Source organism: Streptomyces decoyicus (assembly GCF_019880305.1).
GTDB classification, from domain to species: domain Bacteria; phylum Actinomycetota; class Actinomycetes; order Streptomycetales; family Streptomycetaceae; genus Streptomyces; species Streptomyces decoyicus.
Genome location: NZ_CP082301.1, coordinates 8278237 through 8300635, shown reverse-complemented (window position 1 = coordinate 8300635; position 22399 = coordinate 8278237). Strand labels below are relative to the sequence as shown.

At 68.1% G+C, this 22399-nt stretch carries 23 protein-coding genes and 2 pseudogenes; 14 read left to right on the top strand and 11 right to left on the bottom strand.

The window, feature by feature from the left end; all coding sequences use genetic code 11:
* Window positions 1-490: 490 nt before the first annotated feature.
* The 3 genes and pseudogenes from K7C20_RS36310 to K7C20_RS36300 form a co-directional block, all read right to left on the bottom strand.
* Window positions 491-1063 carry a dihydrofolate reductase family protein gene (locus tag K7C20_RS36310; protein ID WP_030075242.1) on the bottom strand — a complete coding sequence of 191 codons (573 nt, stop codon included), beginning with the start codon at window positions 1061-1063 and terminating at the stop codon, window positions 491-493.
* Between the two features lie 462 nt (window positions 1064-1525).
* Window positions 1526-2008, bottom strand: a complete 483-nt coding sequence (locus tag K7C20_RS36305; RefSeq protein WP_052414222.1) for a hypothetical protein — start codon at window positions 2006-2008, stop codon at window positions 1526-1528.
* A 722-nt stretch (window positions 2009-2730) separates the two neighbouring features.
* A pseudogene (locus K7C20_RS36300) lies at window positions 2731-3490 on the bottom strand (GNAT family N-acetyltransferase).
* Window positions 3491-3798: 308 nt separating this feature from the next.
* Between K7C20_RS36300 and K7C20_RS36295 the strand changes: the two are divergent.
* Both K7C20_RS36295 and K7C20_RS36290 read left to right on the top strand, forming a co-directional pair.
* Window positions 3799-4785, top strand: a complete 987-nt coding sequence (locus K7C20_RS36295; RefSeq protein WP_030075244.1) for an outer membrane protein assembly factor BamB family protein — start codon at window positions 3799-3801, stop codon at window positions 4783-4785.
* Window positions 4786-5032: 247 nt separating this feature from the next.
* On the top strand, window positions 5033-5506 hold the full coding sequence (locus K7C20_RS36290) for a carboxymuconolactone decarboxylase family protein (protein ID WP_053209627.1): 474 nt from the start codon (window positions 5033-5035) through the stop codon (window positions 5504-5506).
* A gap of 617 nt (window positions 5507-6123) precedes the next feature.
* Here K7C20_RS36290 and K7C20_RS36285 read toward each other — a convergent pair.
* Entirely contained in the window at window positions 6124-6333 is a 210-nt protein-coding gene (locus tag K7C20_RS36285; RefSeq protein WP_150127286.1) for a hypothetical protein, read from the bottom strand.
* On the opposite strand from K7C20_RS36285, the gene K7C20_RS36280 reads away from it, so the two are divergent.
* On the top strand, window positions 6332-6715 hold the full coding sequence (locus tag K7C20_RS36280) for a hypothetical protein (RefSeq protein ID WP_150127285.1): 384 nt from the start codon (window positions 6332-6334) through the stop codon (window positions 6713-6715). The two genes, K7C20_RS36285 and K7C20_RS36280, sit on opposite strands and share 2 nt — an antisense overlap.
* Window positions 6716-6865: 150 nt before the next feature.
* On the opposite strand, the gene K7C20_RS36275 is transcribed toward K7C20_RS36280, so the two are convergent.
* Window positions 6866-8242 (bottom strand): serine hydrolase domain-containing protein, encoded by a 1377-nt coding sequence (locus tag K7C20_RS36275; protein WP_030075248.1) that lies wholly within the window; start codon window positions 8240-8242, stop codon window positions 6866-6868.
* Between K7C20_RS36275 and K7C20_RS36270 the strand changes: the two genes are divergently transcribed.
* On the top strand, window positions 8224-9018 hold the full coding sequence (locus K7C20_RS36270; RefSeq protein WP_245171460.1) for a GbsR/MarR family transcriptional regulator: 795 nt from the start codon (window positions 8224-8226) through the stop codon (window positions 9016-9018). The genes K7C20_RS36275 and K7C20_RS36270 overlap by 19 nt on opposite strands.
* A gap of 345 nt (window positions 9019-9363) precedes the next feature.
* Here K7C20_RS36270 and K7C20_RS36265 read toward each other — a convergent pair whose 3' ends face one another.
* Window positions 9364-10173, bottom strand: coding sequence for an alpha/beta fold hydrolase (locus tag K7C20_RS36265; RefSeq protein WP_053209626.1), 810 nt, complete (start codon window positions 10171-10173; stop codon window positions 9364-9366).
* Between the two features lie 140 nt (window positions 10174-10313).
* Here K7C20_RS36265 and K7C20_RS36260 point away from each other — a divergent pair, with 140 nt between their 5' ends.
* The 3 genes and pseudogenes from K7C20_RS36260 to K7C20_RS36250 form a co-directional block, all read left to right on the top strand.
* Entirely contained in the window at window positions 10314-11195 is an 882-nt protein-coding gene (locus tag K7C20_RS36260; RefSeq protein ID WP_030075254.1) for a helix-turn-helix domain-containing protein, read from the top strand.
* Between the two features lie 293 nt (window positions 11196-11488).
* Window positions 11489-11803: a DUF1330 domain-containing protein gene (locus K7C20_RS36255; RefSeq protein WP_030075255.1), complete on the top strand. Its 315-nt coding sequence runs from the start codon at window positions 11489-11491 to the stop codon at window positions 11801-11803.
* A gap of 107 nt (window positions 11804-11910) precedes the next feature.
* A pseudogene (locus tag K7C20_RS36250) lies at window positions 11911-12176 on the top strand (hypothetical protein); the annotation flags it as partial.
* 223 nt (window positions 12177-12399) lie between these two features.
* Here the strand turns inward: K7C20_RS36250 and K7C20_RS36245 are convergent.
* A complete protein-coding gene (locus K7C20_RS36245) occupies window positions 12400-12852 on the bottom strand; it encodes a winged helix-turn-helix transcriptional regulator (protein ID WP_030075258.1) in 453 nt (150 codons plus the stop codon).
* A 102-nt stretch (window positions 12853-12954) separates the two neighbouring features.
* On the opposite strand from K7C20_RS36245, the gene K7C20_RS36240 reads away from it, so the two are divergent.
* Entirely contained in the window at window positions 12955-14220 is a 1266-nt protein-coding gene (locus K7C20_RS36240) for an MFS transporter (RefSeq protein WP_209443971.1), read from the top strand.
* A gap of 347 nt (window positions 14221-14567) precedes the next feature.
* Here the strand turns inward: K7C20_RS36240 and K7C20_RS36235 are convergent, their stop codons facing one another.
* On the bottom strand, window positions 14568-15368 hold the full coding sequence (locus K7C20_RS36235; protein ID WP_048828557.1) for an alpha/beta fold hydrolase: 801 nt from the start codon (window positions 15366-15368) through the stop codon (window positions 14568-14570).
* A gap of 101 nt (window positions 15369-15469) precedes the next feature.
* On the opposite strand from K7C20_RS36235, the gene K7C20_RS36230 reads away from it, so the two are divergent.
* The 4 genes from K7C20_RS36230 to K7C20_RS36220 all read left to right on the top strand — a co-directional run bounded on the left by K7C20_RS36230 (window position 15470) and on the right by K7C20_RS36220 (window position 17932).
* Window positions 15470-16000, top strand: a complete 531-nt coding sequence (locus K7C20_RS36230) for a PadR family transcriptional regulator (RefSeq protein WP_030075261.1) — start codon at window positions 15470-15472, stop codon at window positions 15998-16000.
* Between the two features lie 341 nt (window positions 16001-16341).
* Window positions 16342-16704 carry a hypothetical protein gene (locus K7C20_RS38760; RefSeq protein WP_245171457.1) on the top strand — a complete coding sequence of 121 codons (363 nt, stop codon included), beginning with the start codon at window positions 16342-16344 and terminating at the stop codon, window positions 16702-16704.
* Window positions 16701-17033: a hypothetical protein gene (locus K7C20_RS38755; RefSeq protein WP_245171455.1), complete on the top strand. Its 333-nt coding sequence runs from the start codon at window positions 16701-16703 to the stop codon at window positions 17031-17033. The genes K7C20_RS38760 and K7C20_RS38755 overlap by 4 nt, the downstream gene beginning before the upstream one ends.
* Before the next feature lie 242 nt (window positions 17034-17275).
* A complete protein-coding gene (locus tag K7C20_RS36220; RefSeq protein WP_030075262.1) occupies window positions 17276-17932 on the top strand; it encodes a class I SAM-dependent methyltransferase in 657 nt (218 codons plus the stop codon).
* 94 nt (window positions 17933-18026) lie between these two features.
* On the opposite strand, the gene K7C20_RS36215 is transcribed toward K7C20_RS36220, so the two are convergent.
* Window positions 18027-18437, bottom strand: coding sequence for a RidA family protein (locus K7C20_RS36215; protein WP_030075263.1), 411 nt, complete (start codon window positions 18435-18437; stop codon window positions 18027-18029).
* Between the two features lie 296 nt (window positions 18438-18733).
* On the opposite strand from K7C20_RS36215, the gene K7C20_RS36210 reads away from it, so the two are divergent.
* Window positions 18734-20212 (top strand): MFS transporter, encoded by a 1479-nt coding sequence (locus K7C20_RS36210; protein ID WP_245171452.1) that lies wholly within the window; start codon window positions 18734-18736, stop codon window positions 20210-20212.
* Between the two features lie 138 nt (window positions 20213-20350).
* Here the strand turns inward: K7C20_RS36210 and K7C20_RS36205 are convergent, their stop codons facing one another.
* A complete protein-coding gene (locus tag K7C20_RS36205) occupies window positions 20351-20671 on the bottom strand; it encodes a putative quinol monooxygenase (RefSeq protein ID WP_030075265.1) in 321 nt (106 codons plus the stop codon).
* 101 nt (window positions 20672-20772) lie between these two features.
* Here K7C20_RS36205 and K7C20_RS36200 point away from each other — a divergent pair, with 101 nt between their 5' ends.
* A complete protein-coding gene (locus tag K7C20_RS36200; protein WP_030075267.1) occupies window positions 20773-21090 on the top strand; it encodes an ArsR/SmtB family transcription factor in 318 nt (105 codons plus the stop codon).
* 114 nt (window positions 21091-21204) lie between these two features.
* Here K7C20_RS36200 and K7C20_RS36195 read toward each other — a convergent pair whose 3' ends face one another.
* Complete coding sequence (locus K7C20_RS36195; RefSeq protein ID WP_048828559.1) at window positions 21205-22092, bottom strand: methyltransferase domain-containing protein; 888 nt, start codon at window positions 22090-22092, stop codon at window positions 21205-21207.
* Window positions 22093-22399: the final 307 nt, after the last annotated feature.

The following is a 22399-nucleotide window of genomic DNA, read 5'->3' as shown; positions in this document are numbered from 1 at the left end:
CGGGCCGGCAATGTGCATGTGCCCCGGTGCTCCACCGGACACATCGAAGACCTGCCCCAGCAACATTCCGACATGACTGGCCCGCGCTACGCACCCTGGGCAAGGGCCAATGCTCCGTGGGCAAGGGCCAACGCTCCCGCTGGCCGCCCAGGCGCCGGGCAGCCGTGCCCAGCCTGGCGGGTGCGACCCCCGGCCGTACTACGTCCCGCTACGGAACCGGGGCGTATCCCGGCACTCCTTTCCGGCGCGGGCCGGGACGAGCCGAGCCCGTCCAAGCGAGTATCGGGCCGCGAGGGAGGCGTCCTGGCACGCGAGAACTCTGGCGTGCCGTCATGGAAGACGCCCGATGCGCGAGCCGCTGCTCCGCGTGGTCCACCAGCTCGCCTCCGCCGCTTGGCGCTCCTGCCTGTCGGCGCGCTGATAGGCAAGACAGAGGCAGTGGCGGCCAGTTGGGGAAAGGAAGCAGGTGAGGGCAAGTGCGGGAGCCGTGTCAGTGGACGACGTCGAAGACGTTCTTCTGCAGGCCGTTGGCGTAGACCTCGTGCTCGACGAGCTTCAGCTTCTGTGTGTCCTTGTCCGTGGCGCTGAAGAGCCGCTTGCCCGCACCGAGCAGCAGCGGGAAGACGATCAGGTGGTAACGGTCGATCAGGCCGGCATCCGAGAGGGCTTGGTTCAGGGAGGCGCTGCCATGGACGATGATCGGCCCGCCCTCCGTCTCCTTCAGCGCGGCGACCTCGTCGAGTGAGCGCAGAAGCGTCGTCTCGCCCCAGTTCGACACCAGGTCGTCCTTGGTAAGGGTGGTGGAGACGACGTACTTCGGCATCACCTTGTAATCGGCGAAGTCCTCCATGCCGGGCCACACCGGGCTGAACGCCTCGTAGCTGGTCCGGCCCATCAGCATCGCGGTGGCTTCCTTCTGCTCCCGGCCCTTGAGGTCGAATGCCTGGGGGAGGAACTCGACCTCCTTGAAGGTCCACCCCGAGTTTCGGTAACCGGGCTCGCCGCCCGGGGCCTCCACGACACCGTCGAGCGATATGAAGGCGGTGCTGATCAGAGTGCGCATCTAAGTTTCCTCGGTGTCTCGTGTCTGGTTCTCAGCAGATCCAGTCGGTGCGCGATTGGACCACACTCGCGGCTGCAGCGCACCAACCGTGTTCTCTGACTGCGGATCACGGAGAAACTCATCGGTCGTCGCCCGCTCTTCCCAGCGGCCTCGCACCTGGGAGAGCCACCCACGTGCCTCACCCCGAGACCTAACAGCAGCGCAACAACACCGAGCGCAACAACACCGAGCGGTGCATCACCGCCTCAACGGGTGGCGCCGGCGCCTTGATGTAGTCGGGGCTTCGTGATCTCAACGAAACTGCACAAGTCACCACCACCCACCCAAGCCGAGGGCTAGGAGGGCCGGGCAGGCCACTGACGGGACCGGCGGATCTGCAGAACAGATCGAGGTCGGCGCAGGCTGGCGGGTAGCCGGCGTACGCCGCGGCGGTCGACAGACGTCCGCGCCAGGTTGCCGCCTTCAAGCGCGACTGGCCTCGACCTCCAGGTAGCGGCGGCCGCCGGGACCACGGACCTCCAGCGCCTCGAAACCCCAGCTGCGCAGTACTTCCTGGCACCGCCGAAGGTGCTCTTGATCCTGGTAACGCGTGCCGCTCCCCCTCGGCCCCACCCAGCACACCAACACCGTTGCAAGCCGGTCCCCTTCGCATGTGCGGTAGCCAGTCCGCACCGGATCGCCGCTCTCACCGGCGGCTGAGGGGGGTATGCCTTCGGCTTCCAGCAGCAGGCTTACCGTGCGCAGCAACCGGCGCCGCTCCCACTCGGCAGGGCGCGCCTCCGGATTGGCACCAAGGTTGGTGAGGTGACGGATGCTGCGGATGCTGTCGAGCGCGGCCCGCAGCTCAGCTGTCCGCGCGCTGGTGTCCGTCGCTTCTGCCTCGGTGGACGGTTCAGCACCGGTGCGTACGCGCAGGCGGTCTGGCTCACTGCCCGGTTCCTTCATCGTCCTGGTCCTTCATCGCCACCCAGACTGGTTCGGCTTCCTCTGGCACGACGGTACGCCCGCTGGGACCGGCATGGTGGTGCCGGCGAGGCCGTGCCGTTCCGGTCTCTTGGGCCCCTACGTAGCGACCGGGCAAAGGTGCAGCTCAGTGCGCCGGTCGGCGTGAGTCATCGAGAGTCTGTTTCTCGTCGCTTCGCTTCTGGGTGCCGTTGCCGACGGCGAGCTCACCAGGCGAGATATCCCTCGGAGCCGCCTGGCCGCCCCGAAGAGGGCGCCCCCCGGGGCTCCTGGACCACGCAGAGAGCGAGGTGTCTCTGCACGCCCGGGTGCGGCCCTCAATCGTCCGCATCAGGGCGGGACGAGACGGCCCCCTCCTCCGTCGGCACCCACACCATCCCCAGGGGGAATGGGGTCGTTTCCTGTCACGGTACGCCCCAGGGGGACCAGCAGCGGCTGCAGCCGTAGTTCAGCACCTCGGAGATGTCGACCTCAGCGTTGGCCGAGCTCGGGACCGTCAGCCCGGATGGGCTTCATGGACGGATAGCCGGCGTCCTGCGCAGGTGTCTTCGGCCTCAAAGTTGACGAATTGCCCGCCACGACAGCGCAGTTCGCCGGTTCGGGCACCATCGACCAGGTCCCGCAGAACGCGTGGAGGGCAACGAGGACGTCACCGTGCTGCTAGTCCGGCTGACGAGACTTGTGCACGATCGGCGAGCGCGCGGTCAGAACCAGTGCAGGCAGTGCGGGGGGCGCTCGGCGCGGAAGAGGACGTCAGCGAGGGTGGCCGCGCCCGGGCGGTGGGCCCGGATGTGTCCGGCACGTACAAGTGTGCTCGGGGCGGTGCCGCCCAGGTAGACCGAGCCCAGGTCGCGCACGTCCAGGGACAGGTCGGGCTCCCGGTCCGTCGGGACGCAGTCGGCCTTGCTGTCCCGGACGGTCAGCAGGTAGCGGCCGTGCTCGCCGAGGAACGGGTCCTCGACGTCGAGGACGAGCTCGCCGTCCATGAACCAGCCGCGCGCGGTCAGAGCACGCGGGACATCCAGCAGCCGCACCCAGAGCCAGTCGGTGTCCCCACTCACCTCACCGGCGCGGAAGTCCGCGAACTGCCAGCGCAGCGGGTGCTCGGGCGGGACGTGCTTGAACAGAGAGGAACTCCCCGCGGGCCCGCAGCTCGGCGAGCTGCTGCCGCATCATCGCGCTGAGCACGCCCTGGCGCCGATGCGAGGGCAGGACGCCGACGGCGGTCACCCCGGCGGCCGGGACGAGGGTCTCACCGGGCAGGGTGAGCTCGAAGGAGTGCGCGGCGGCGGTGCCGACGGGCCGCCCGTCCGCCGTCAGGGCGAGCAGGCCGCGGTCCATTTCGAGCGCCGACCACCAGAGCCCGCCGCCCTCGATCGGGGCTTCCGGGAAGCGCCCGAACGCGGCATGGACTGTGTCGACGAAGACGTCAAGGTCCTCATCGGTCGTGGAACGTATCGCCATCGCCGCCGCTGCCTCCTCGAAATGCCGGGCACCACGACTCGTGGTGTCTGGCCACAGTGCAACGTTGGCCCGGGGCCAGGACAAGCGAATTACGGCCGGGCACGCGGCCGGTCACACTCAGCTTGGTCCCGGCCCGGCCCGGGATCAGTCGCCATCGCCGGAGTCGGCGTCTCAGCCGGCGTCGTACACAAGACTCTCGACCCCGCCGACAGCGAAGACGGCAACTATGCCTCCTGGGTCACGGATAGGAGTTCAGGACCGCATTGGTGCGCTTGCTGCAACGGGGACTTGCCTGGTCAACTAGGCGGATGATCAGGGGGGTGCTGTGGGAGCGAGATCTCCATCAAAGGGGTTCGGCTTCGTCGTTCCTTGTGACGGAAGACCGCGTCGTCGTGCACGAGCGTCACAGCCGCCTCGTCTGCTTGGACCGTGAAGGCGGCTCCGTACTCTGGGATGCCTCCATAGGCACATGGCCGCGCGACCTCGTGGTAGCCAACGGCCGTTGCCTGGTTCTGCCGCAGAGTCCCCACCAGCTGTCCTGCCTCGATCTCAGGACGGGGGCAGTGTTGTGGCACGTGGAGCTGCCTCGCCTCTCCGGGCATGTCGTCGTTTCCACAGACACTGTTCTCGTCGGTGGCTGGCGCGGCTACACCCCCCTGGCCGCGTTCGATCTCCGGGATGGCCGGCCTTTGTGGCGGACGCCGTTGCCGGTGCATACGGCACTTCCAGCGTCGTGGGGCGGCGGTGTGCTGATGGGCCATGGTTCGCAGGCGTGGCTGATCGACCCACGCGACGGCAGTGAGATGGCTCGCTGGCAATTGCCCGAGCCATTGGCTGACTGTGAGCTTCGCCCGGTGTTCACTGCGGCCGGCCCTGATCGCTGTCTCGCGCGCCTGGGCCCGCGGTCCTTGATACGCCTTCAGTCATCAGGCGCTTTCGATCAGCTCATCCGCCATGACGTTGACTTGGCTGCTGAGGATGCAAAGTTCGTCGGCGGCGTTGTGTGGTTGCGGGAGTCGCGCGCGGGCTACCTCGCCGCAGACCCCGACACCGGATCGACACTGTGGCGGGTGGATGTCGGACAGCCGCTGGTGAGCGGTGTGATGCGAGTAGATGACGGGTTCGTCGTAGCTGGTGAAGGCGCGCTCTTCCGCCTCCGGCCGGACGGACAGATCATGGAGAGATCACCCCATGCGCAGAGGATCAGTGCCCTCCGGGATCTTGGCGCTGGAGAGATGATCGTTACGACCAGAGGAACGCTGAAGGCGCTTGCCTTGGCGTCACGCAAGCCGTGATATTCGCTCACCCGTTCGGTTATTTGTGGCGCATCCTCTGCCGACGGTTCACTCAGGTGGTGCCCGCCATGCCACCGAACGGGATATTCGGAGCCAGGGGGAATCACTTGGTAGCGGACATGAACGTCGGCATCGCGGTCGCCGCTGTGGCGCGCAAGGCGAGACGCAGGCCAGGCGGTCATGTCACATCCTGCCGAGCTGTGCCGTCATAAGAGTGCAAGCATCGACAACGGCCAAGGAGATCACCATGAGTGCCCGTTTGGACGCCTTCAGCAGCCCGACCGTGGGCAAGGTCTTCAAGCACATCATCGCGGCAGGCAAGGTGCTCGAGGACTCGACGCTGCCGGCCGCGACACAGGAGCTGGTGAAGCTCCGCGCCAGCCAGATCAACGGGTGCGGCTTCTGCACCGACATGCACAGCAAGGACGCAGCCGCGGCCGGTGAGACCTCGGTACGTCTCAACCTGGTCGCCGCCTGGCGGGAGGCCACGGTGTTCACCGAGGCCGAACGGGCAGCGCTGGAGCTGGCGGAGCAGGGCACCCGCATCGCCGACGCGGCCGGAGGGGTCACCGACGAGGCCTGGGCGAATGCCGCCAAGCACTACGACGAGGAGCAGCTCGCCGCCCTGGTGTGCACCATCGCCCTCATCAACGCCTTCAACCGGGCGAACGTCATCATCCAGCAGCCGGCCGGCGACTACCAGCCCGGCCAGTTCGCATAACCCACCAGGCCGCCGGTCAGGAGCCGGCCGGCGGCCGTGGTGCGCCCGCAGGCCGCGCCCCGTCGGCGCAGTGCCGTGGGGTGAGTGCGCGCATGCCCGCCCCCAGGCGCCGCTCAAATCCCCACTGTGCCGCTACGGCACAGTCAAGCCGGGTCGGCTACCGCGTTCAGAGCGTGTACTCCGGGTGCCGTCATGTGCGGTCGCGGACGCAATCCCTCCGCTCTTCGCACAGCGGAGTTGTCCGGTGTCCGCGTATGACGCCGTGTTGCTGAACGTGGCGTGACCGGCCCTGCCTCGCAACCGCAAGCAGACTCCTTCCGTCTGGGTGTGAGACGAGGGGGCGAAATGTTTGCGTGGCTGCTTCTGTGGCTGGTGTTGGGCATCTGGTTGACCGTCGGGGCATTCGTGTACGCGGTCTGGAAGCGTCGGCGCCACCCCGCACGGCACCAGCGATGGTGGGTGTGGGGGATGAGTACGGGCATCGTCGGGTACGCCCACACACTCGCCTACGGTTTCGCACTGACGCGACCGACAGAGATATGCGGGCAGCGGACCCTCGACGATGACTATCCGCTGACCCACGTCCGCGTCGACGCGTTCCCCCCACGCCTGGAGTGCTACTGGACGGATTCGTCGACGTACGGCCCCAGCCACCCCACGGCGGCGGGCACATGGCTGCTGTGGTGCGGGGCAGCCCTCCTCGTGGCAGGCACCGTCACTTGGGCGATGGCTCTCAGCTCGCGTACGCCGCGCTGGGCCAGAGCGGGCACGGTCCTCGCGCCCGCGGCTGCCGCCACCATCTGGGCTACCGGAGTCGCCCCGCTCATGAGCCTGTCGACCGTCGATCTCAGGAATGAGTGCTTCCGCCGGCAGGTGGCTCATCTGCACTCCCCACCCTCCGGCGAGATCACGAAAACCGAGCGCAGTCTGCTGCCTCCGGCTGTCGACTGCATCTTCACCGATGGCACCACCAGTCTCATCCGCATCGAAGCGCTCGGACTGTCGTGCTGCCTCACCGCGTTCCTCATCTGCTGTGCCGCGCTCAGGCTGCTGAAAACCCCGACACCCCTGTGGCCACGAACCAGAGTGAGCACTCTGCATGCAGCTCTTGCAGACACGGCCAGCAAGCCGCCGTTGCTGTCGCAGGCAATGCCGGCCCGCCACCCGCGGCCGGCCCGTAGCAGCCCGTGGTATCAGCGGAGCAAGTAACTTCCAAACCTGGCCGGTGAGTTCATGGCCGCATATCGCCCCACCATGACCCACCGCCGATGATCTCTGAAGACGGATCCCGGCCGTTGTCAGGGACTCGACCGGATCGTGTAGATCGCGATGGTTGCACCGACGTCGGAGACTGCACGGTCACCTTTGCCGTGGGTTCACCCGGCAGTTGGTATGGAGGTACTGGGCAGCGCCGTTCGTGAAGTCGTAGATCGCGACCGTCTGAGTGTCTTCCAACGGATCCGCCGGGGGCATCAGGAATTGAGTCTCCTTCACGGGGAGCAGCTCATATTTGATGCGGTCCGGCTTTTGGAGGAACTCTGCCTGCATCGGGTCGAGGGCCAGGGTCAGGTACAGCTTTCCGGCTTCGGCTGACACCTCGTACCGTGCGCCGGGACGCCCGTATACGCCTTCATACCTGGACAGGGCGAGGTTCAATGTCGCGTCCGGTGAAGGCAGTTCCGGGACAGTAACCATGCCGAGGTCGGGCAGGGTCTCGTTGAACACCGTGTGAGAAAAGCTCTCCCGCGGTCCGCCGTTGGTCAGCATGGCAATGGCAGTCTTCGAGTCTGGCAGGAGCCGCAGCCGGGCGTTCTGGCCGATCGTACTGCCGTCGGTCGCGTAAACGGTTTCGCCGTGCCAGTCACATACGATGAGGCCGAGTGCCCATGCCGGCCCGAACATATGCGGATCCGGTACGGGCACCCGCGAACACAGCATCTCTCGAATGCTCTCGGCCGAGACGATTCGCTTTCCATCTGGCGCCGTGCCTTTGTTGAGGAGGATGTGCGCCATGGCGAGCACCTCCCGGGCGGTCGAGGTGATGTTCCCGCCGGGGCCGAATGCGCGTGGCAGGTAGCGCATCGGTGTGACGATGGGCCCCTCTTCCAGAGAACGGATCAGGTGCCCGGTGGCGGCCCGGGCTTCGTCCACCTGCGCGTGCCAGCTGTTCGTGCTGGTCAGGCCCATGGGTTCGAAGAGGCGGTGCCGCATGATGTCGTCCCAGTGTGCGCCGTCGTGCACCTCCAGGATCCGCGCGAGAACCGCGTAACCCAGCGCCGCGCTGTAGCCGTGGGTGTGGCCCAGCGGGAAGACCTGGGGTGCGTCGGCGATGTTCTCGACCATGCGCGCATAGACGTCCTCGTCTTCGCCCGGGTCGCCATAGGCTTCCTCGATACCGTTGGTGTGGTACAGCAAGTGACGAGGGGTGACCTTTGCGCTCGCCTCGGGGTCGGCCACCGCGAATCGGGGCAGATACGTCCGCACCGGCTCGTCGAGGTCGACTTTCCCTTCGTCGACGAGTTGCATGAAGGCCAGTGCGGTCCACGTCTTCGTCATGGAGCCACATTGGTAGACGGTGTCCGTCGTCGCGGGTTCCCGCGTTTCCACGTTCTTGACGCCGACCGCGAGTTCGGTGAGCTCTCCGTCATGGAGCACGCCGATCGCGGCGCTCGGGATGGCGTATTCCGCCAGGAGTTCGGCGACCCGGGTCTGGATCCGTGGTACGTCGAGCGTCATCGCGGGAGGCCGACCACGCGCAGCAGGTCTCCAGCCACCGTGCCCGCCGGCGCAAGCCGGCCCGGCCCGCCGAGCCGACGACAGACGAGCAGCCGACCGAGGTGGTGCGCGGCTTCGTGGACCAGTTCGCGACGCTCCTGGCCGCGACCGGCCTGCCTCGAATGACCTCCCGGGTGTTCGTGTGCCTGCTCACCGCTGACGCCGACGGCCTGACGGCAGCCGACCTGGTGCGCCGGCTACGCGTCAGTCCCGCGTCGGTGTCCAAGTCCATCGGCTACCTCGAGACGATGGAACTGGTGGTGCGCCAACCGGATTCCGGCGGGCGCCGGGAGCGGTACGTCATCGACGACGACGCCTGGCTCCGGGCGTGGCAAGCCGACACCGGCGCACACGCCGACATCGCGACTGCCGCGCAGCGGGGCATCGAGATCTTCGGCACCGAGACGACCGCCGGCGCCCGACTCGGCACGATGGGCCAGTTCTTCGCCCGACTCAGCGAGCAGATGAGCGGTAGCTCCCTCACCGAAACCGCCGTGTACGACGCGCTCACCGTGCTCGCCGCCCTCGTACACGCCGACCGACCCCTCACCCTGGGCATACTGGCCACCGCGCTCGACTGGCCCCGGGACCGTGCCACCGCCGCCCTGGACGCGATCCAACGGCAACCAGCCCTCGCCGATCCCCTCGCCCTGAGGACCGTCGGGCCCCAGACGTACACCCTCACCACGAGACCGGACCGCCTCAGCCCGGCGCAACGCGAAGCACTCGACCAGTAAGTCGCGCCAACGCCTCGATGCCGGTGAGCGGTAAAGCGGGGAGCCGGTGAAGTACTGGATCTCGAACCTTCCCGCCGACCTTCCTGCCGAAGACTTCGTCGGCCAGGCACAGTCCCGTTGGCGGATCGAGCATGACGACGACTAGCAGGAGATGGAGACCGCGCCGGGCCTGGGCCCTGGACTTCCTCCCTCACCTCCTGGCCACCACCTGGACAGGCACCTGCCCCCTGCCCTGCAACCAACCCGCCCTGGCATCCACTCGAACCGTTGAAGACGGACCCCCAGCGCTGTGACCCGGAAGGTTCGTCGGGTCGGTCAGGCCGGGACCGCTGCCTTGGCCGGGGATCACGTGTCGAGGTCGGCGAGGAAGCTTTCCAACCGCGCCGCAACCTCGGCGGGGGCCTCCAGCGGCAGCAGATGCCCACAGCCGGGCAGGACGTCCAGGATCGCGTGGGACAGGTGGGGCAACAGGTGGCCGCGCAGCACGTTGGCCGGCTCGACCTGATCGTGCTCACCGGCCAGCACCAGGACGGGAACCTCGACGCGCCATGCGGAGGCGGTGATGTCCGCGGCGATGCCGTGCAGCGGCCACTCCCGGCGGGCCGGATCGTCGGCAGCAAGGCTGTCGCGCACCGCCGCGGCCCGGGCGGAGCCGTCGAGGGGGACGGCCGTCAGCACCTGGTCGAGGGCCTGCTCGACGGCCTGCGGCGAGTCGTAGGCGTGTGACAGGAACTCCCGGTACTCGGCAGTGACGTGCGCCGGAGGCTGCGGCGGGGCCGGGGCCAGCAGGACCAGGGCCGCCAGCCCCTGCGGCCGCCGGCCAGCGGCGAGTTGGGCGACCTTGCCGCCCATGGAGTGGCCGACCAGGACGTAACGCTCCAGACCGGCGCCGCGCACCACGTCGAGGAGGTCGTCGGCGAGCCGGTCGAGGTGGTGCGGCCCGGACAGCGAGCGGGAGGCACCCCACCCGCGCTGGTCGAAGCGGACGGTCTCGCGGTCGGCCGGCAGCTGGTCCACGACCGCCTCCCAGGTTGCCGCCGATCCGCCCCAGTAGTGCACCAGGACAAGGGCCGGCCCCTGCTGCCCCCGTTGGTGCAGGCGGATCTGTCCTCCCGCGACGGGCACGGCGCCGGTGTAGATTGTGGTTTCGGTCATCTCGCTACTCTCCGTGGGTGGAACGGCGGACGTCGCCGCACGGCTTCATATGTGTCAGAAGCCGTGCTGGCAAAGGGTGTCTGCCGTCGACGCCAGGGGCGACGACCAGCCGGGGCACGGTGGAAAAGAGCGCGGTTGTTGTGGATAACGGTCAATTGCCCGCCGCGATACGCCAGCTGCGTTACGCCCCGGCTCCCGGCGCGGACCTCGGCGTGGAGGTGCTCAACTTCGAGCGGCTGCGGCGGATGGACCCCGAGCGCCGCCGGACCCGGCCGCAGCGCCCCGACTTCCACGTCCTCGCCCTGGTCCGGTCCGGGGAGGGCCGGCACGAGGCGGACTTCGCCGACCACCTCCTACGGCCGGGCAGCGTGGTGTGGGTCCGCCCCGGCACGGTGCACCGATGGACCGACATCGACCACGCCGACGGTCCGCTGATCCTGTTTGAACCGGGCTTCCTCCCCGCGCCGGGCCCCGCCGCCCACGCCGCGGCGGACTCGTTCGCGCCCAGCACGTGGCGACTGGAGGGCCGGGCCCGGGAGCTCGCCCACCTTGCCGCGGACCACCTCGCCGCCGAGTACGCTGCCGCCCTCCCCGAACCGGCCGCCTCGCCGCCGCTGCCGGCCCACCTGCTCGCGGCCCTGGTGCTGCGGACGCTTCCGGCCGAACCGGCCCCGGTGCCCGTCGGCCAGAGCCGCGACCACGGGGTCTTCCGCCGCTACCGCGCGGCGGTGGAACGGGACTTCGCCCGCCGCCATCATGTCGCCCACTACGCGCAGGCCCTCGGCTATGACCGGCGCACCCTCACCCGCGCCACCCGCGCCGCCACCGGCCTGGGCGCCAAACAGTTCCTCGACCGGCGCATCCTGCTGGAGGCCCAGCGGCTGCTCGCCCACACCGACCTGCCTGCTGCCCGCTGCGCCGAGCGTGTCGGCTTCACCGACGCCGCGAACTTCACTGCCTTCTTCCAACGTCAACCCGGCCTGCCGCCCAGCCGCTGGCGCAGCACCCACAGCGGCCGCTGATCCCGGCCAGGGCGTGGCCGTTGCGGACCCGAACCAGCGTCGACGTCGGCGGCACTACTGAGGCGACCCAGTCGGTTGGCCGACAACAGATCCTTGCTGACTGGTGCCCCGTCAAGAATTGCGGGGTCCTGGTGCAGGGCAGCCGTTGTCAACGTTCCACGGCGGGGAGCGGACACGACTCTGCTGCCAGGCGGCGTTGCCCACGCTGCCGAGCAGGGCAGCGGTGGTCAATAGTCTCTAACGTGACATCAGTACACGCCAGTTCACGCTGCATCCAAGGAAACGGGGACCCCATGCCTGCTTACGTCATCGTCAACGTCGATGTGCTCGACGAGGAGGCCGGCCTGGCCTACGCCCCCGTGGCCCAGCAATCCATCCTCAGCCACGGCGGCCGATACCTGGTCGCGGGCTCCACGCCCGAGCCCGTCGAAGGCGTCTGGGACTCCTCCCGGTTCATGGTCATCGAGTTTCCCGACATGGACCGGATCCGGGAGTGGTACGACTCCCCCGAGTACCGGCGGGCCCGGGAGATACGAGAAGGCAAGGTTCGGGTGGGGATGCTGTTCGTCGAGGGCGCACCGCCCGAGGGCTTCTCCCTCCCGGCCTAGGCGTGCTGTTCGTGCGGTAACCCAAGAGGGTTGCCGAGAAAGCTCACGGCGTCCGGCGAAGCACCGGGCTCGAGGGCTCGTTGGCCAAGTTCGACCGGGCAAGCACCCAAGTCTTCGACCACATCGACGAGATGCCGCAGTTCCCGGATGCTCCCGAAGGGGAAACGCAGGAGTCGTGGCTACGCAAGGAAGTCCTGACGGGTCTGGCGATGCGCATCAACCCGCCGCATGTGGACCTCGACTTCGACGGCCGTCAGCGCGACCGGATGGTCCGCTACGTCACCGAGAAGTACGGCGAGGAGCACACCGCCATGGTGAGCACGTTCGACAAGATCAAGGCCAAGAACAGATCAAGGACTCCTCACGCATCCTCACCGCGCGCAGCGTCACGACGGACCACCAGGCCCTGCCCCTGCCCTGCCCCTGCTCGTGCTGCTCGCTCACGTCTCCCCTTCGTGGGCCCGATTTGACGGGTCGTCATGTCCGGTTTGCCGTCGCGGGTATGGCAGCACGCGCCGCAACCCTTCGCGCCATTCATCCCCCGGCCTCGGAATCATTGGCAGGGCGGCGCGTCGGCACCGGGTCTCCGGCTCGGATCACTGGGTTGGGACCTTGTGGACGGTGGTGTCGTCGGGGTTCAGGCGTCGGCCGTCCGCAGACAGCACTTCGAGTGCGCGGAGGCGATGCCCCTGTCGGCGGTCGACCAACTGTGAGTGGGGCTCGCCGGGGGCGAAGAAGTTCTGTTCGCCCCACTGCCGCAGCGCCACGATGACGGGGAAGAGCGCCTCGCCCTTCGGAGTCAGTACGTACTCGCGGTAGGCGCTGCCGTCCGAGGCGGGGACGGATTCGAGAACACCGCCCGCGACCAGGGTGCGCAGACGCGCGGTGAGGATGTTCTTCGCCACCCCGAGGCTGCGCTGGAACTCCCCGAAGCGGCGGCTTCCGTCGAAGGCGTCCCGCACGATCAGCAGGGACCACCAGTCGCCGATCGCGTCCACCGACCGGGCGACGGGACATTCGCTGTCGTCGAAGCGTGTCCTGTTCACCATGGCGTCCCTCACTCTCACGATGGTTGCAACATGCTACCAAAAGTGGATACCGTCACCGCGCCATTGGTAGCAAGATGAAACCAGATATGCGGAGGAGTGCTGATGCCCGGTAACGGTGAGGCTGTGACAGGACGGACCGGGGCCCCAAGCGGGGAAGGTTCCGCGTTCGTCATGTCCCGTGGCGTCGTCATACTGTTCGCCGTCGCCTGCGGGGCGGCGGTGGCCAACGTCTACTTCTCCCAGCCGCTCCTGGTAACCATGGGCCACGATCTCGCCATGAGCCCGGCACTTGTCGGCAGCGTGGTCACCCTCACGCATGTCGGATACGGGCTGGGACTCTTCTTCCTCGTGCCGCTGGGCGACGTGGCCGACCGCAGACGGCTCATCGTGGCCCAGTTACTGCTGCTGGTGGTGGCGCTGGCCGTGGTAGCCGCCGCCCACACGGCGGCGACCCTGCTCGCGGGCATGGCCGCGACGGGGCTTCTCGCGGTCGTCACGCAGACGCTGGTGGCCTTCGCGGCATCACTGGCCCCTCCCGCCGGGCGCGGACGGGTCGTCGGTCTGGTCACCGGCGGCGTGGTCATCGGAATTCTGCTCGCCCGCACCGCATCCGGCCTCATGGCCGATCTCGCGGGCTGGCGCTCCGTCTACCTCGCCTCGGCGTCGCTCACCGCTCTGCTCGCCCTGGTCCTGTACCGAGTGCTGCCACGCCACAGTGATGCTCCGCCGACAACCTTGCGCTACGGACCGCTTCTGCGCTCCACGATCACCCTGTTCGCACGGGAACGACTGCTGCGGCTCCGGGCCGTGTTCGGTCTGCTGATCTTCGCCGCCTTCAGCACCCTGTGGAGCAGCGTCGCGCTGCCGCTCAGCGATGCCCCGTACTTTCTGTCCCACAGCGCAATCGGGGCGCTGGGTCTGATCGGTGTCGCCGGCGCCCTGGCCGCGACCATGGCGGGCCGCCTGAACGACCGCGGACTCTCCCAGCGGACCACCGGCATCGCCCTGGCACTGCTCGCCGCCTCGTGGTTGCCCTTGTCCTTCGCCCGCAGCTCGCTCTTGGCCCTGGTCGTCGGGGTGATCCTTCTCGACCTCGCCGTGCAGGCGGTCCATGTCACCAACCAGACCCTGATCTACGCACTGCACCCGGACGCGGGCAGCCGGCTGATCGGCGGATACATGGTCTTCTACTCGATCGGCAGCGCCGCCGGCGCCATCGCCGCGACCTCCCTCTACACGGTGGCCGGCTGGGGCGCCGTATGCACACTGGGTGCCGCGTTCAGCTGCCTCGGGCTCGTGCTGTGGGCGTTCACTCGACAGGGCAGCCCGGACCCCGCCTCCGAGGTGACCTCTCGCAGCGAAGTGTGAGCGTTCTCGCCGACATTGAGTGACGGGCGCGCCGCAGGTCAGAAGTGTGTGCGGCCCCTTTGGGGAGTGGCGATGCAGCCGGTGCATGTTGCTGGAGCCGTAGCGGCTGCCTAGTAGCCCTCGACGACCTCTGCGAGGGCGACCCCCTCGTCGTCCCGTCGCCGGACCGGCTCGGCCCCCGGACCGCCGGCACGCCGGCCTCGGCAGAGGAACAGGTACGTCACGCCCGGGATCTGCTCGCCCGTCCGGAGATCACCGCCACCTCGATCACCAAGCTGCGCGGCGTCTCCCGCAACACCATTTGCCACTACGCGCCCGAGCTGAAGGGCAGTCGACGGGGACGAGGCTTACACCGCCCAGGGAGCCGTGCGATCGAGGAATTCCCTTACCGTGGCGCCCAGTTCTGCCTCGTGCGTGATGTAGAAGTCGTGGTGCCCGTCGATCGTCACGACTTCCGTGCCAGGTCGGAGACGGACCATCTCCTCTGCGTGCCGGCGCGGGACGACGGTGCTGCGTCCGCCCCGCACTACCATCAGCGGCTGCTTGGCGGCGGTGAAGTCGTCCCACCAGTCGCCTCGGACGGCGACCTTGGCGGCGTGTATCTCCTCCGGCCGCCACAGGAACCGCCAGCCCTCCGGTTCCTCCACCGCGCTCTCGCTGAAGTGCCGGGGCTCGTCCATGAACGCGAGTGCGTCCAGCATCGCCCGCATGCTCGGGAAGTGCGTCGGCAGTGCGCGCAGCTGATCGTCGCCGATCGGTTCCCGGTACTCCGCCGGAAAGTCCAGCACGACCACGGCCGAGACCAGTTCCTGTCGTCTTGCGGCCAGTTGGTAGGCGGTGATGCCGCCGAGTGAGTGTCCGACGGTCGCGACGGGGCCGAGTCCGAGGTGTTCGACGAGCGCCGCCGCGTCGGCGATGTAGCCGTCTCGCCCGTAGTCGTCGGGGTGGTCGGAGAGGCCGTGGCCGCGCTGGTCGAGCGCGATGAGCCGGTACTCGGGTCCGAGGTGGTCGGCGAGCCCGAGCATGGAACGGCCGCGCCCGTAGGCGCCGTGCAGTGCGAGGACGGGGCGGCCGGTACCGCCCAGGTCGAGGTAGGCGAGCCGTATGCCGTCCGGGGTGCGGAAGTACTGCGTGGTTGCCATCATCATGACTTTGACTCTAACAGAGGCATCTCGGTTAGAGGTATAATTTTCAGCGCGGCTACTCTGGACAGCCACGACGACCGCGAAGTACGCACCTCGGAGGCCCGGTGCTCACCCTCTGCATCCTCGGATTTCTCCACGAGGAACCCCTGCACGCGTACGATCTGCGCGCCCGCATCTCCGGCCTCAGTGGCCATGTGCGCCCCGTGAGCGACGGCGCTCTCTACCCCGCCGTCAAGCGCCTGGAAGCCGCCGGGCACCTCACCCGCCACACCGAACCTGGCGAACGCGCCACACCCCGTCAAGTCCTCACCCTTACCGAATCCGGCCGCGCCGAACTCATGCGCCGCCTACGCGAGCCGGCCGACCTCGAGATCACCGACCGCAACTCCTTCTTCATCCTGCTCGCCTTCCTCGGCCGGCTGCCCAACCCCGCCGACCAGGCCCGCGTACTGCGCCGCCGCCTCGCCTTCATGGACGAGCCCGGCAGCTACTTCTACGAGGACGGCCGCCCGCTGCGCGTCCGCGACATGACCGACCGCTTCCGCCGCGGCATGCTCCAACTCGCCGACGCCACCAGCAAGGCCGATCGCGCCTGGCTGCAGCGCACCGTCGGAGAGCTGGAGAGTGACTCCTAAGTACTCCAGCGTTACTTCGCGATCCATCCCCAGGAGGGACGAGGAGGGGCGAGGAGCCGCCGCCGGTAGTGGCAGCCGCGGGCGATGGCCTGGTGGCGTCCGCGCCACTCTGACCAGTGCAGCAAGCCTCCTCGGGGATGCCTTCGGCGGGCTCATCTATGCCCCGCGTAGGTGGCGGATCTCCGGGACGGTCAGGTCTCTTGGTGAGGGTCTTCTCGAAGGCGCAGAAGAGGTAGTCATCCTTCGGGCAACGAGCGCAGATCAAGTGAGTACACGTACTCACTCCTTGCCGGGTAGCCGCGCCCATCCGCCGCGCTCCCCCGCTGACATACCGTCCCCGTATGCCCGAGGAGACCGCACCAACCAACACCCCCACCGTCCCGAACGAGTCCGGGTCCTCCTCATCCGTCCTCAAGACCCTGGGGTGCGGCTGCTCCACGCTCGTCGTACTCGTTGTGATCGTCCCGCTCGTATGGGCCTCATGGAGGTCGACGGACTTTCCCAGCGCCGCGCCCGAGGACATGGCCGGCCGCGCCTTCCAGCATTCGCAGGAGGCGTATGACCTCATGGGGTTCAAGCGCACCGTAAAGCCAGGTGTCAAGGACATCGGCGTCAGTACGGAGAACACGCTCGGCTCTTCCTCCTGCCACGACGGCGGCCTGACGGGGCTGGAGGACAAACCGTCGACGGTGCCTACCAGATGAGTCACCGCTGGGCGCTGGACCATGTCCCCGCGAGCCAGGCCGCATCCGGCCTCCGCCGACTCCACCAGCATCTGAAGGACGAAGGCTGGGAGATCACGTCCTACCGTGAGGGCGCGAAGGGCAAGGATCAGGACTGGGACCTGTTCGCCAAGCGGGACGAGGGAGAGGGGACTGAGCGAATGTCCTTCACCTGGTTCCCAGACCGGGAGTACTTCACCGGCGGTGCCACCGCGCCCTGCGCCTACGACCCCGCGTGGAAGAACGGCGACATCGGCCCGTCCGGGGATGACCAGACGCCACCGGCCCTCGGCCCGCACAACCGGACTTAAGAGCGATGCTCAGCCGGCTCGCCAATTCTGCGCAGCATCTCCTCGACCACAGTGCGCGTGCCGCTCGTAGGCGCGGCCGTGGACATGACTGACCTCTCCGTCCTGGTCCGCGTCCTCCGCCGCGGAGATATCACTGATCCTGCCGACGCAGGACGTCGGGACGAGCGCTTCCTCGATCGAGGTGACGCAGGGGCACCTCGATCGAGATGACGCAGGGGCCGGGGACTTGGTGAACTGGCGGCATGACGCCACTACCGCACCGAGTCCTTCGAGCGCTCGAAGAGTTCAATGCCGCCCACCCCTGGGACCACAACGCCCACTACCATCGGTGGATCATGCGCCGGCTCCCCCAACGCTTCGACACTGCCCTGGACATCGGATCCGGCAGCGGCGACCTGGCCCGGCTCTTAGCCACACGCGCCAACGAGGTCCGGGGGATCGACTCCGACCCGACGATCGTCTCCCGGGCGCAGAGGCTGACTCCCGCGGCAAGCCCAGTGACCTTCACGGTCGCAGACGCGCTGACCGGGATCCCTGCCGGTTCCTACGACGTCATCACCTGCGTCGCCGTCATCCACCATCTGCCCTTCACCGAAGCTCTCACCGTCTTCCGCCGGCATCTGGCCCCCGCCGGAACCCTGGTGGTCGTCGGCCTCTCCCGGGCGCAGACCGCCGGTGACCATCTGCTCGGCGCCGTCGCCAGCCCGCTCAATGCCGCCACGGGCTGGCTCAAGAACAAGGGCCGGAGGGCACCCCGGCCGGCCTCGATGACCGCACTGACCCGGCCGGCGGAGATGAGCTTTCCCGAGATCGTCAGTGAGGCCCAGGAGGCCCTGCCCGGCGCACGGCTGCGCCGTCGGCTGTTCTGGCGCTACACGCTTGTATGGCATCCCCATTGAGCGGGCCCCAGGCCGCCCTGCCCGCCGGACGAGTTCAATCAAGGCCGGGCCTCGCCACGCCTACGACAAGAAACTGCCGGGTGGACATCAGGCCTCAAGAATCGAGTACGGCTGCGACGGCCTCGATCTCGACGAGCTGATCCTCGTAGCCGAGGACGGTGACGCCCAGCAAAGTGCTGGGGACATCATGGTCAGCGAACGCGTCCCGGACCACCCGCCAGGCAGTCACCAGGTCCTCGCGCCGGGAGGATGCAACGAGCACCCTCGTACTGATGACGTCCTGGAGTGACGCACCGGAGGCAGCGAGAGCAACCTGCATGTTCTCGATGGCTTTCCTTGCCTGCCCCGCGTAGTCCCCGATCGCCGCCGTGGAGCCGTCATCGTTCAGCGGACACGCCCCGGCGAGGAATATCAGGCGTGAATCGGCGGGCGCAGTGGCCGCGTAGGCGTACTCGGCGACGTCGGACAGGGATGCGGAGCGGATCAAACTGATGGTACGAGCCATGGTGTCGTCGAGCCCTTTCGCGTCGGGTGCTGAACTCGGCCATCCTGCCAACGCCCGGCTGCTTCCCGCCCTCCCTTTTCCTCGCCGCCCCCGACGGCAGGCGGCTGGGCGTCGTGTTGACCGTCAGGGACGAGACCGGCAGCTCCCGGCAGTTCAGGCAGTCTGCGCCGTATCTCGTTCTCGTCGTTGACGAGCGTCCCCATCGAGCCGGTGAGCCGTCACATCCATCCTCGGGGTGCATAGTGGTAGATTCCTTACCGTAACGGACTGGCTAGGCTCCGCCGAGGAGTGCTGCTGTGGCATCTGTCGGAGCGTCTCCGCAACGCGGGTTCGGTTGGAACCGTGAGACAGCGACACTCGCGCTGCTGTCGTTCGCCATGTTGGTCGTCTCGCTCGACCAGTACATCGTCGTCGTGGCGCTGCCCGACATCGCACGCGACCTGGGCTATTCCGCGCAGACACTGCAATCAGTGATCAGCGCCTACGCAGTCGCCTCCGCCGGTTTCCTGCTGTTCGGCGGACGCGCCGCAGACCTCATCGGACGACGCCGGGTCCTGGCCACCGGCCTTGCCCTCTACGCCGGAGCAGCGTTTGCGGGTGGACTGGCGACCGGGCCGGGGATGCTTCTCGCCGCTCGCGCGGTTCAAGGCCTCGGTGGCGCGCTGGTCTTTCCCACCACGCTGGCGCTCATCAACGTCACGTTCGTCGAAGGCCGCGTTCGCAACCGTGCGCTGGGAGTCTGGGGCGGGGCCGGCGCTGCCGGGCTGGTGATCGGCGTCCTCCTCGGGGGACTGCTCACACGCGCCTTCGGCTGGGAAGCGGTGTTCCTGGTCAATGTCGCGTTGGCAGGTCCTGCCCTGCTCCTCGCGTTCGTGCTGATCCCCAAGGACCGGCAGCGCGACAGAGGGCGCAAGTTCGACCTGCCCGGTGCGCTCAGCGTCACCCTCGGGGTCACGCTGATCGTGGTCGCACTGGTTCAGGGGCCGGGACTGGGTTGGCTCTCGCCCGGCATCCTCTTCAGCGCGGCGGCGGGGCTCGCGCTGTTGGGAGTTTTCGTGCTCATCGAACGGAACAGCAGCGACCCGCTCGTACCGCCGCGACTGCTCGCCAACCGCAGCCTCATCACGAGCCTCGTCATCGCATTCATGTTCATGGCCACATTCGGCTCCGTGCTGTACTTCCTCTCCGTCTACTTCCAGGAGGTCCTCGGCTACAACGCCTTGGAAACCGGCGCGGGCTTCCTGATTCCGACAGCGATTGTCGTCGCAGGGTCGACAACAGCCGGCCAGATGGTGACGCGATTCGGCCTCAAGCGCACACTGCTCGGCGCTCTCGCCATCGGTGCGGTCGGCGCCGTCCTGCTCGGCTTGGCGATCTCCCCGGACGGTTCGTACACCTCGCTGATCCCGGGGCTCGTCGCACTCAGCATCGGTGACGGGATCGTGTTCACCAGCATGTTCATCGCCGCCGGAACTGGTGTGTCCGACCGTGAGCAGGGCATCGCGTCGGGGATCGCCTCCACCGGCGCGGGGATGGGTGCCGCTGTGGGCCTCGCCATCCTGGTGCTTGTGGCGACAGCCGGCCTTGGTGACCTGACCGGAGCGCAGTTGCGAGACGAGACGGCAGACGGGATCAGCTCCACACTGTTCGTGGTGGCAGCGGGGATCGCGCTGACGTTCCTCGTCGCCCTGTCCCGGCGTGAGACAAAAGCCGAAGCGGTGCCGGTACCGGTGCCGGTGCCGGTACCGGTGCCTTGCCAAGGCCGCCGCTGCTGACGGCGGTTCGCCCCCCACCACCACTCTCTCCGACCTGGACTCGTCACCGCAGCAACCCTGCGCATCAATCCGACTCCGCTCGTGACGGATCGAACGCACCCTGACTGGCCGCCGGAAGACCAGCGTCAGCGTCAGCGGTCAGGCGCGGGCGGCGGGCTCGTACGGGCTGTGCATGGTGAGGAAGGTGATGTCGAGGTCGGATGTCAGATAGTCCATGCGCTGTTCCCAGAAGGCCTGCATGTGCGGCAGAGCCAGGTGGGCGTCGAGATCGGCCTGCGAGCGCCATGCCTCGTAGAAGACGAAGACGCCGGGTTCATCGCGGTCCTCATGGAAGTGGTACTCCAGGCAACCGGGCTCCTGCCGGGTGGGCTCGACGAACGAGAGCAGAAGCTGTTTCAGCTCTGCGGCGCGTTCGGGCTTGGGGCGAGCGGTGCCGACGAGGGTGAACGGCTGAGTCATGGGAGTTCTCTCTTCCATAGGTACGATCAGTCTCGTACCTTCATGACGCTAGCGAGTCCTCAGGTACGATGCAAGCCATACCTAGGATGGGAGGTGCGCTGATGCCCGACGACGAAGGCCACCCGGCCGTCGAGGAGATCGAGCTCGGCTCGGTGCTCGCTGCGCTGGCGGATCCCCTGCGCCGCCGGGTGGTGCGCGTGCTGGCGGCCGAGCCCGACGGCACGGCGCGAACGTGCAGCTCCTTCGCGCTGCCGGTCTCCAAGGCGACCGTCACGCACCACTTCCGGACTCTGCGCGAAGCCGGGCTGGTCAGGCAGGTCTCCCGAGGTAACAGCCGGATGGCGAGCCTGCGCCGGGCCGACCTCGAGCGTCGGTTTCCTGGATTGCTGGCCATCGTGGCAGCCGAGCCGGAGGGATGACCCTGGGAGCGGGCCGGTTGCCGATTCGTGCCTGCACCCGTCATCACCGGCAGAAGCGCGGGTGTCGTTGGCCCTTCCGGCCCCGCCCGAGGCCGGGAATCCCCCAGCCGGCCCCTACTGGCTCTTCTCCGCGCTTACCATCACGTAGCCCATCTTGTCCCGGCACAGGGTGAGGATGCGTGGATAGATCACGTCGAGCTGGGCCATCGCTTCCCTTCCCACCAGCTCTGCGATCTGGTCGCGCCTGGCGGCGAACAGGCTCGGGATCAGGTCGTAGGTGGGTTTGAATTCGCTGGACATATCACGGGAGTTGCAGAGGGTGAAGCCGGCCTCCTTGAGCATGTCGGAGTAGTTCCCGGCCCCGGTCGGGAGCCGGGAGAGGGCGAACGCAGCCCGGAACAGGCCGAGCTCCTCCTGCGTGAAGGGCACCGCCTCGTAGCAGTCCGCCAGGACGAACCGACCTCCGGGCCGCAGCACGCGCCACACCTCACGGATCGCGGCGGGCCGGTCGGAGAAGTGGGCGAACGACTCGATCGCCCACGCCGCGTCGAACGATTCGGACGGCTGGGGCAGGTCCATGGCGTCCGCACGCGCGAAGGTGACGCGTTCGGACAGACCGGCCCGCGTCGCGCGGACGCGCCCCGCCTCTGTCTGCGCGCCGCTGACGGTGACGCCGAGCACGCTTCCGCCCGACCGTTCAGCGATCCGCACGGTGGGCCGGCCAGTGCCGCAGCCGACATCCAGCATCTGCTGTCCCGGCAGCAGTCCGACCTCCTCGATGAGGGTGTCGGTCCAGGCGTCCTGAGCCTGGGTCAGCTCCTTCCACATTGCGTCGGCCGTCAGCCCTCCGATGGCTTCACGCATGCCACCGGCCCACATCCCCAGGTGCATGCTGTCGCCCATGGTGAGTGCGTACAGGTCCCCGAAGCGGTCGTACCAATCGCCGACATCCTGTGCCGAGGGATCGCGTGTCGAGGGGTCGTGTGTCGAGGGGTCGGTCATCTCCAGCTCCTTGCTGTCGTTGGGGCTCTAGGACTGCGGTAGGGATCGCTCTCGGCGGACCAGCCAGACCGTCGTTCACCACGTCGCGCCCCCTTTGAACTGGGGCGAACCCAACGGCGCTCGCAGTCGGACAAGGCGCCGAGCGGACGCACCCTGACCGGTACTGCCCAGCCGGCAACCTCCATCACCTCCGCGGACAGCGCGCTTTGGCGCATTCACCTGTCCATTGAGTGCGCGGCGCACGCCCGCCACAGGTGACAGCCAGCCACCCCTTCCCGGCCCAGGGGCTCCCCCGCCCCTCCGGGGT

What these genes read in the sequence shown, in the direction of transcription:
- K7C20_RS36310 (WP_030075242.1), bottom strand. Translation starts at nt 1,063, where the DNA reads ATGCGCACTCTGATCAGCACCGCCTTCATATCGCTCGACGGTGTCGTG.
- K7C20_RS36305 (WP_052414222.1), bottom strand. Translation starts at nt 2,008, where the DNA reads ATGAAGGAACCGGGCAGTGAGCCAGACCGCCTGCGCGTACGCACCGGT.
- K7C20_RS36295 (WP_030075244.1), top strand. Translation starts at nt 3,799, where the DNA reads ATGATCAGGGGGGTGCTGTGGGAGCGAGATCTCCATCAAAGGGGTTCG.
- K7C20_RS36290 (WP_053209627.1), top strand. Translation starts at nt 5,033, where the DNA reads ATGAGTGCCCGTTTGGACGCCTTCAGCAGCCCGACCGTGGGCAAGGTC.
- K7C20_RS36280 (WP_150127285.1), top strand. Translation starts at nt 6,332, where the DNA reads ATGAGCCTGTCGACCGTCGATCTCAGGAATGAGTGCTTCCGCCGGCAG.
- K7C20_RS36285 (WP_150127286.1), bottom strand. Translation starts at nt 6,333, where the DNA reads ATGAGCGGGGCGACTCCGGTAGCCCAGATGGTGGCGGCAGCCGCGGGC.
- K7C20_RS36275 (WP_030075248.1), bottom strand. Translation starts at nt 8,242, where the DNA reads ATGACGCTCGACGTACCACGGATCCAGACCCGGGTCGCCGAACTCCTG.
- K7C20_RS36265 (WP_053209626.1), bottom strand. Translation starts at nt 10,173, where the DNA reads ATGACCGAAACCACAATCTACACCGGCGCCGTGCCCGTCGCGGGAGGA.
- K7C20_RS36255 (WP_030075255.1), top strand. Translation starts at nt 11,489, where the DNA reads ATGCCTGCTTACGTCATCGTCAACGTCGATGTGCTCGACGAGGAGGCC.
- K7C20_RS36245 (WP_030075258.1), bottom strand. Translation starts at nt 12,852, where the DNA reads ATGGTGAACAGGACACGCTTCGACGACAGCGAATGTCCCGTCGCCCGG.
- K7C20_RS36240 (WP_209443971.1), top strand. Translation starts at nt 12,955, where the DNA reads ATGCCCGGTAACGGTGAGGCTGTGACAGGACGGACCGGGGCCCCAAGC.
- K7C20_RS36235 (WP_048828557.1), bottom strand. Translation starts at nt 15,368, where the DNA reads ATGATGATGGCAACCACGCAGTACTTCCGCACCCCGGACGGCATACGG.
- K7C20_RS38760 (WP_245171457.1), top strand. Translation starts at nt 16,342, where the DNA reads ATGCCCGAGGAGACCGCACCAACCAACACCCCCACCGTCCCGAACGAG.
- K7C20_RS38755 (WP_245171455.1), top strand. Translation starts at nt 16,701, where the DNA reads ATGAGTCACCGCTGGGCGCTGGACCATGTCCCCGCGAGCCAGGCCGCA.
- K7C20_RS36220 (WP_030075262.1), top strand. Translation starts at nt 17,276, where the DNA reads ATGACGCCACTACCGCACCGAGTCCTTCGAGCGCTCGAAGAGTTCAAT.
- K7C20_RS36215 (WP_030075263.1), bottom strand. Translation starts at nt 18,437, where the DNA reads ATGGCTCGTACCATCAGTTTGATCCGCTCCGCATCCCTGTCCGACGTC.
- K7C20_RS36205 (WP_030075265.1), bottom strand. Translation starts at nt 20,671, where the DNA reads ATGACTCAGCCGTTCACCCTCGTCGGCACCGCTCGCCCCAAGCCCGAA.
- K7C20_RS36200 (WP_030075267.1), top strand. Translation starts at nt 20,773, where the DNA reads ATGCCCGACGACGAAGGCCACCCGGCCGTCGAGGAGATCGAGCTCGGC.
- K7C20_RS36195 (WP_048828559.1), bottom strand. Translation starts at nt 22,092, where the DNA reads ATGACCGACCCCTCGACACACGACCCCTCGACACGCGATCCCTCGGCA.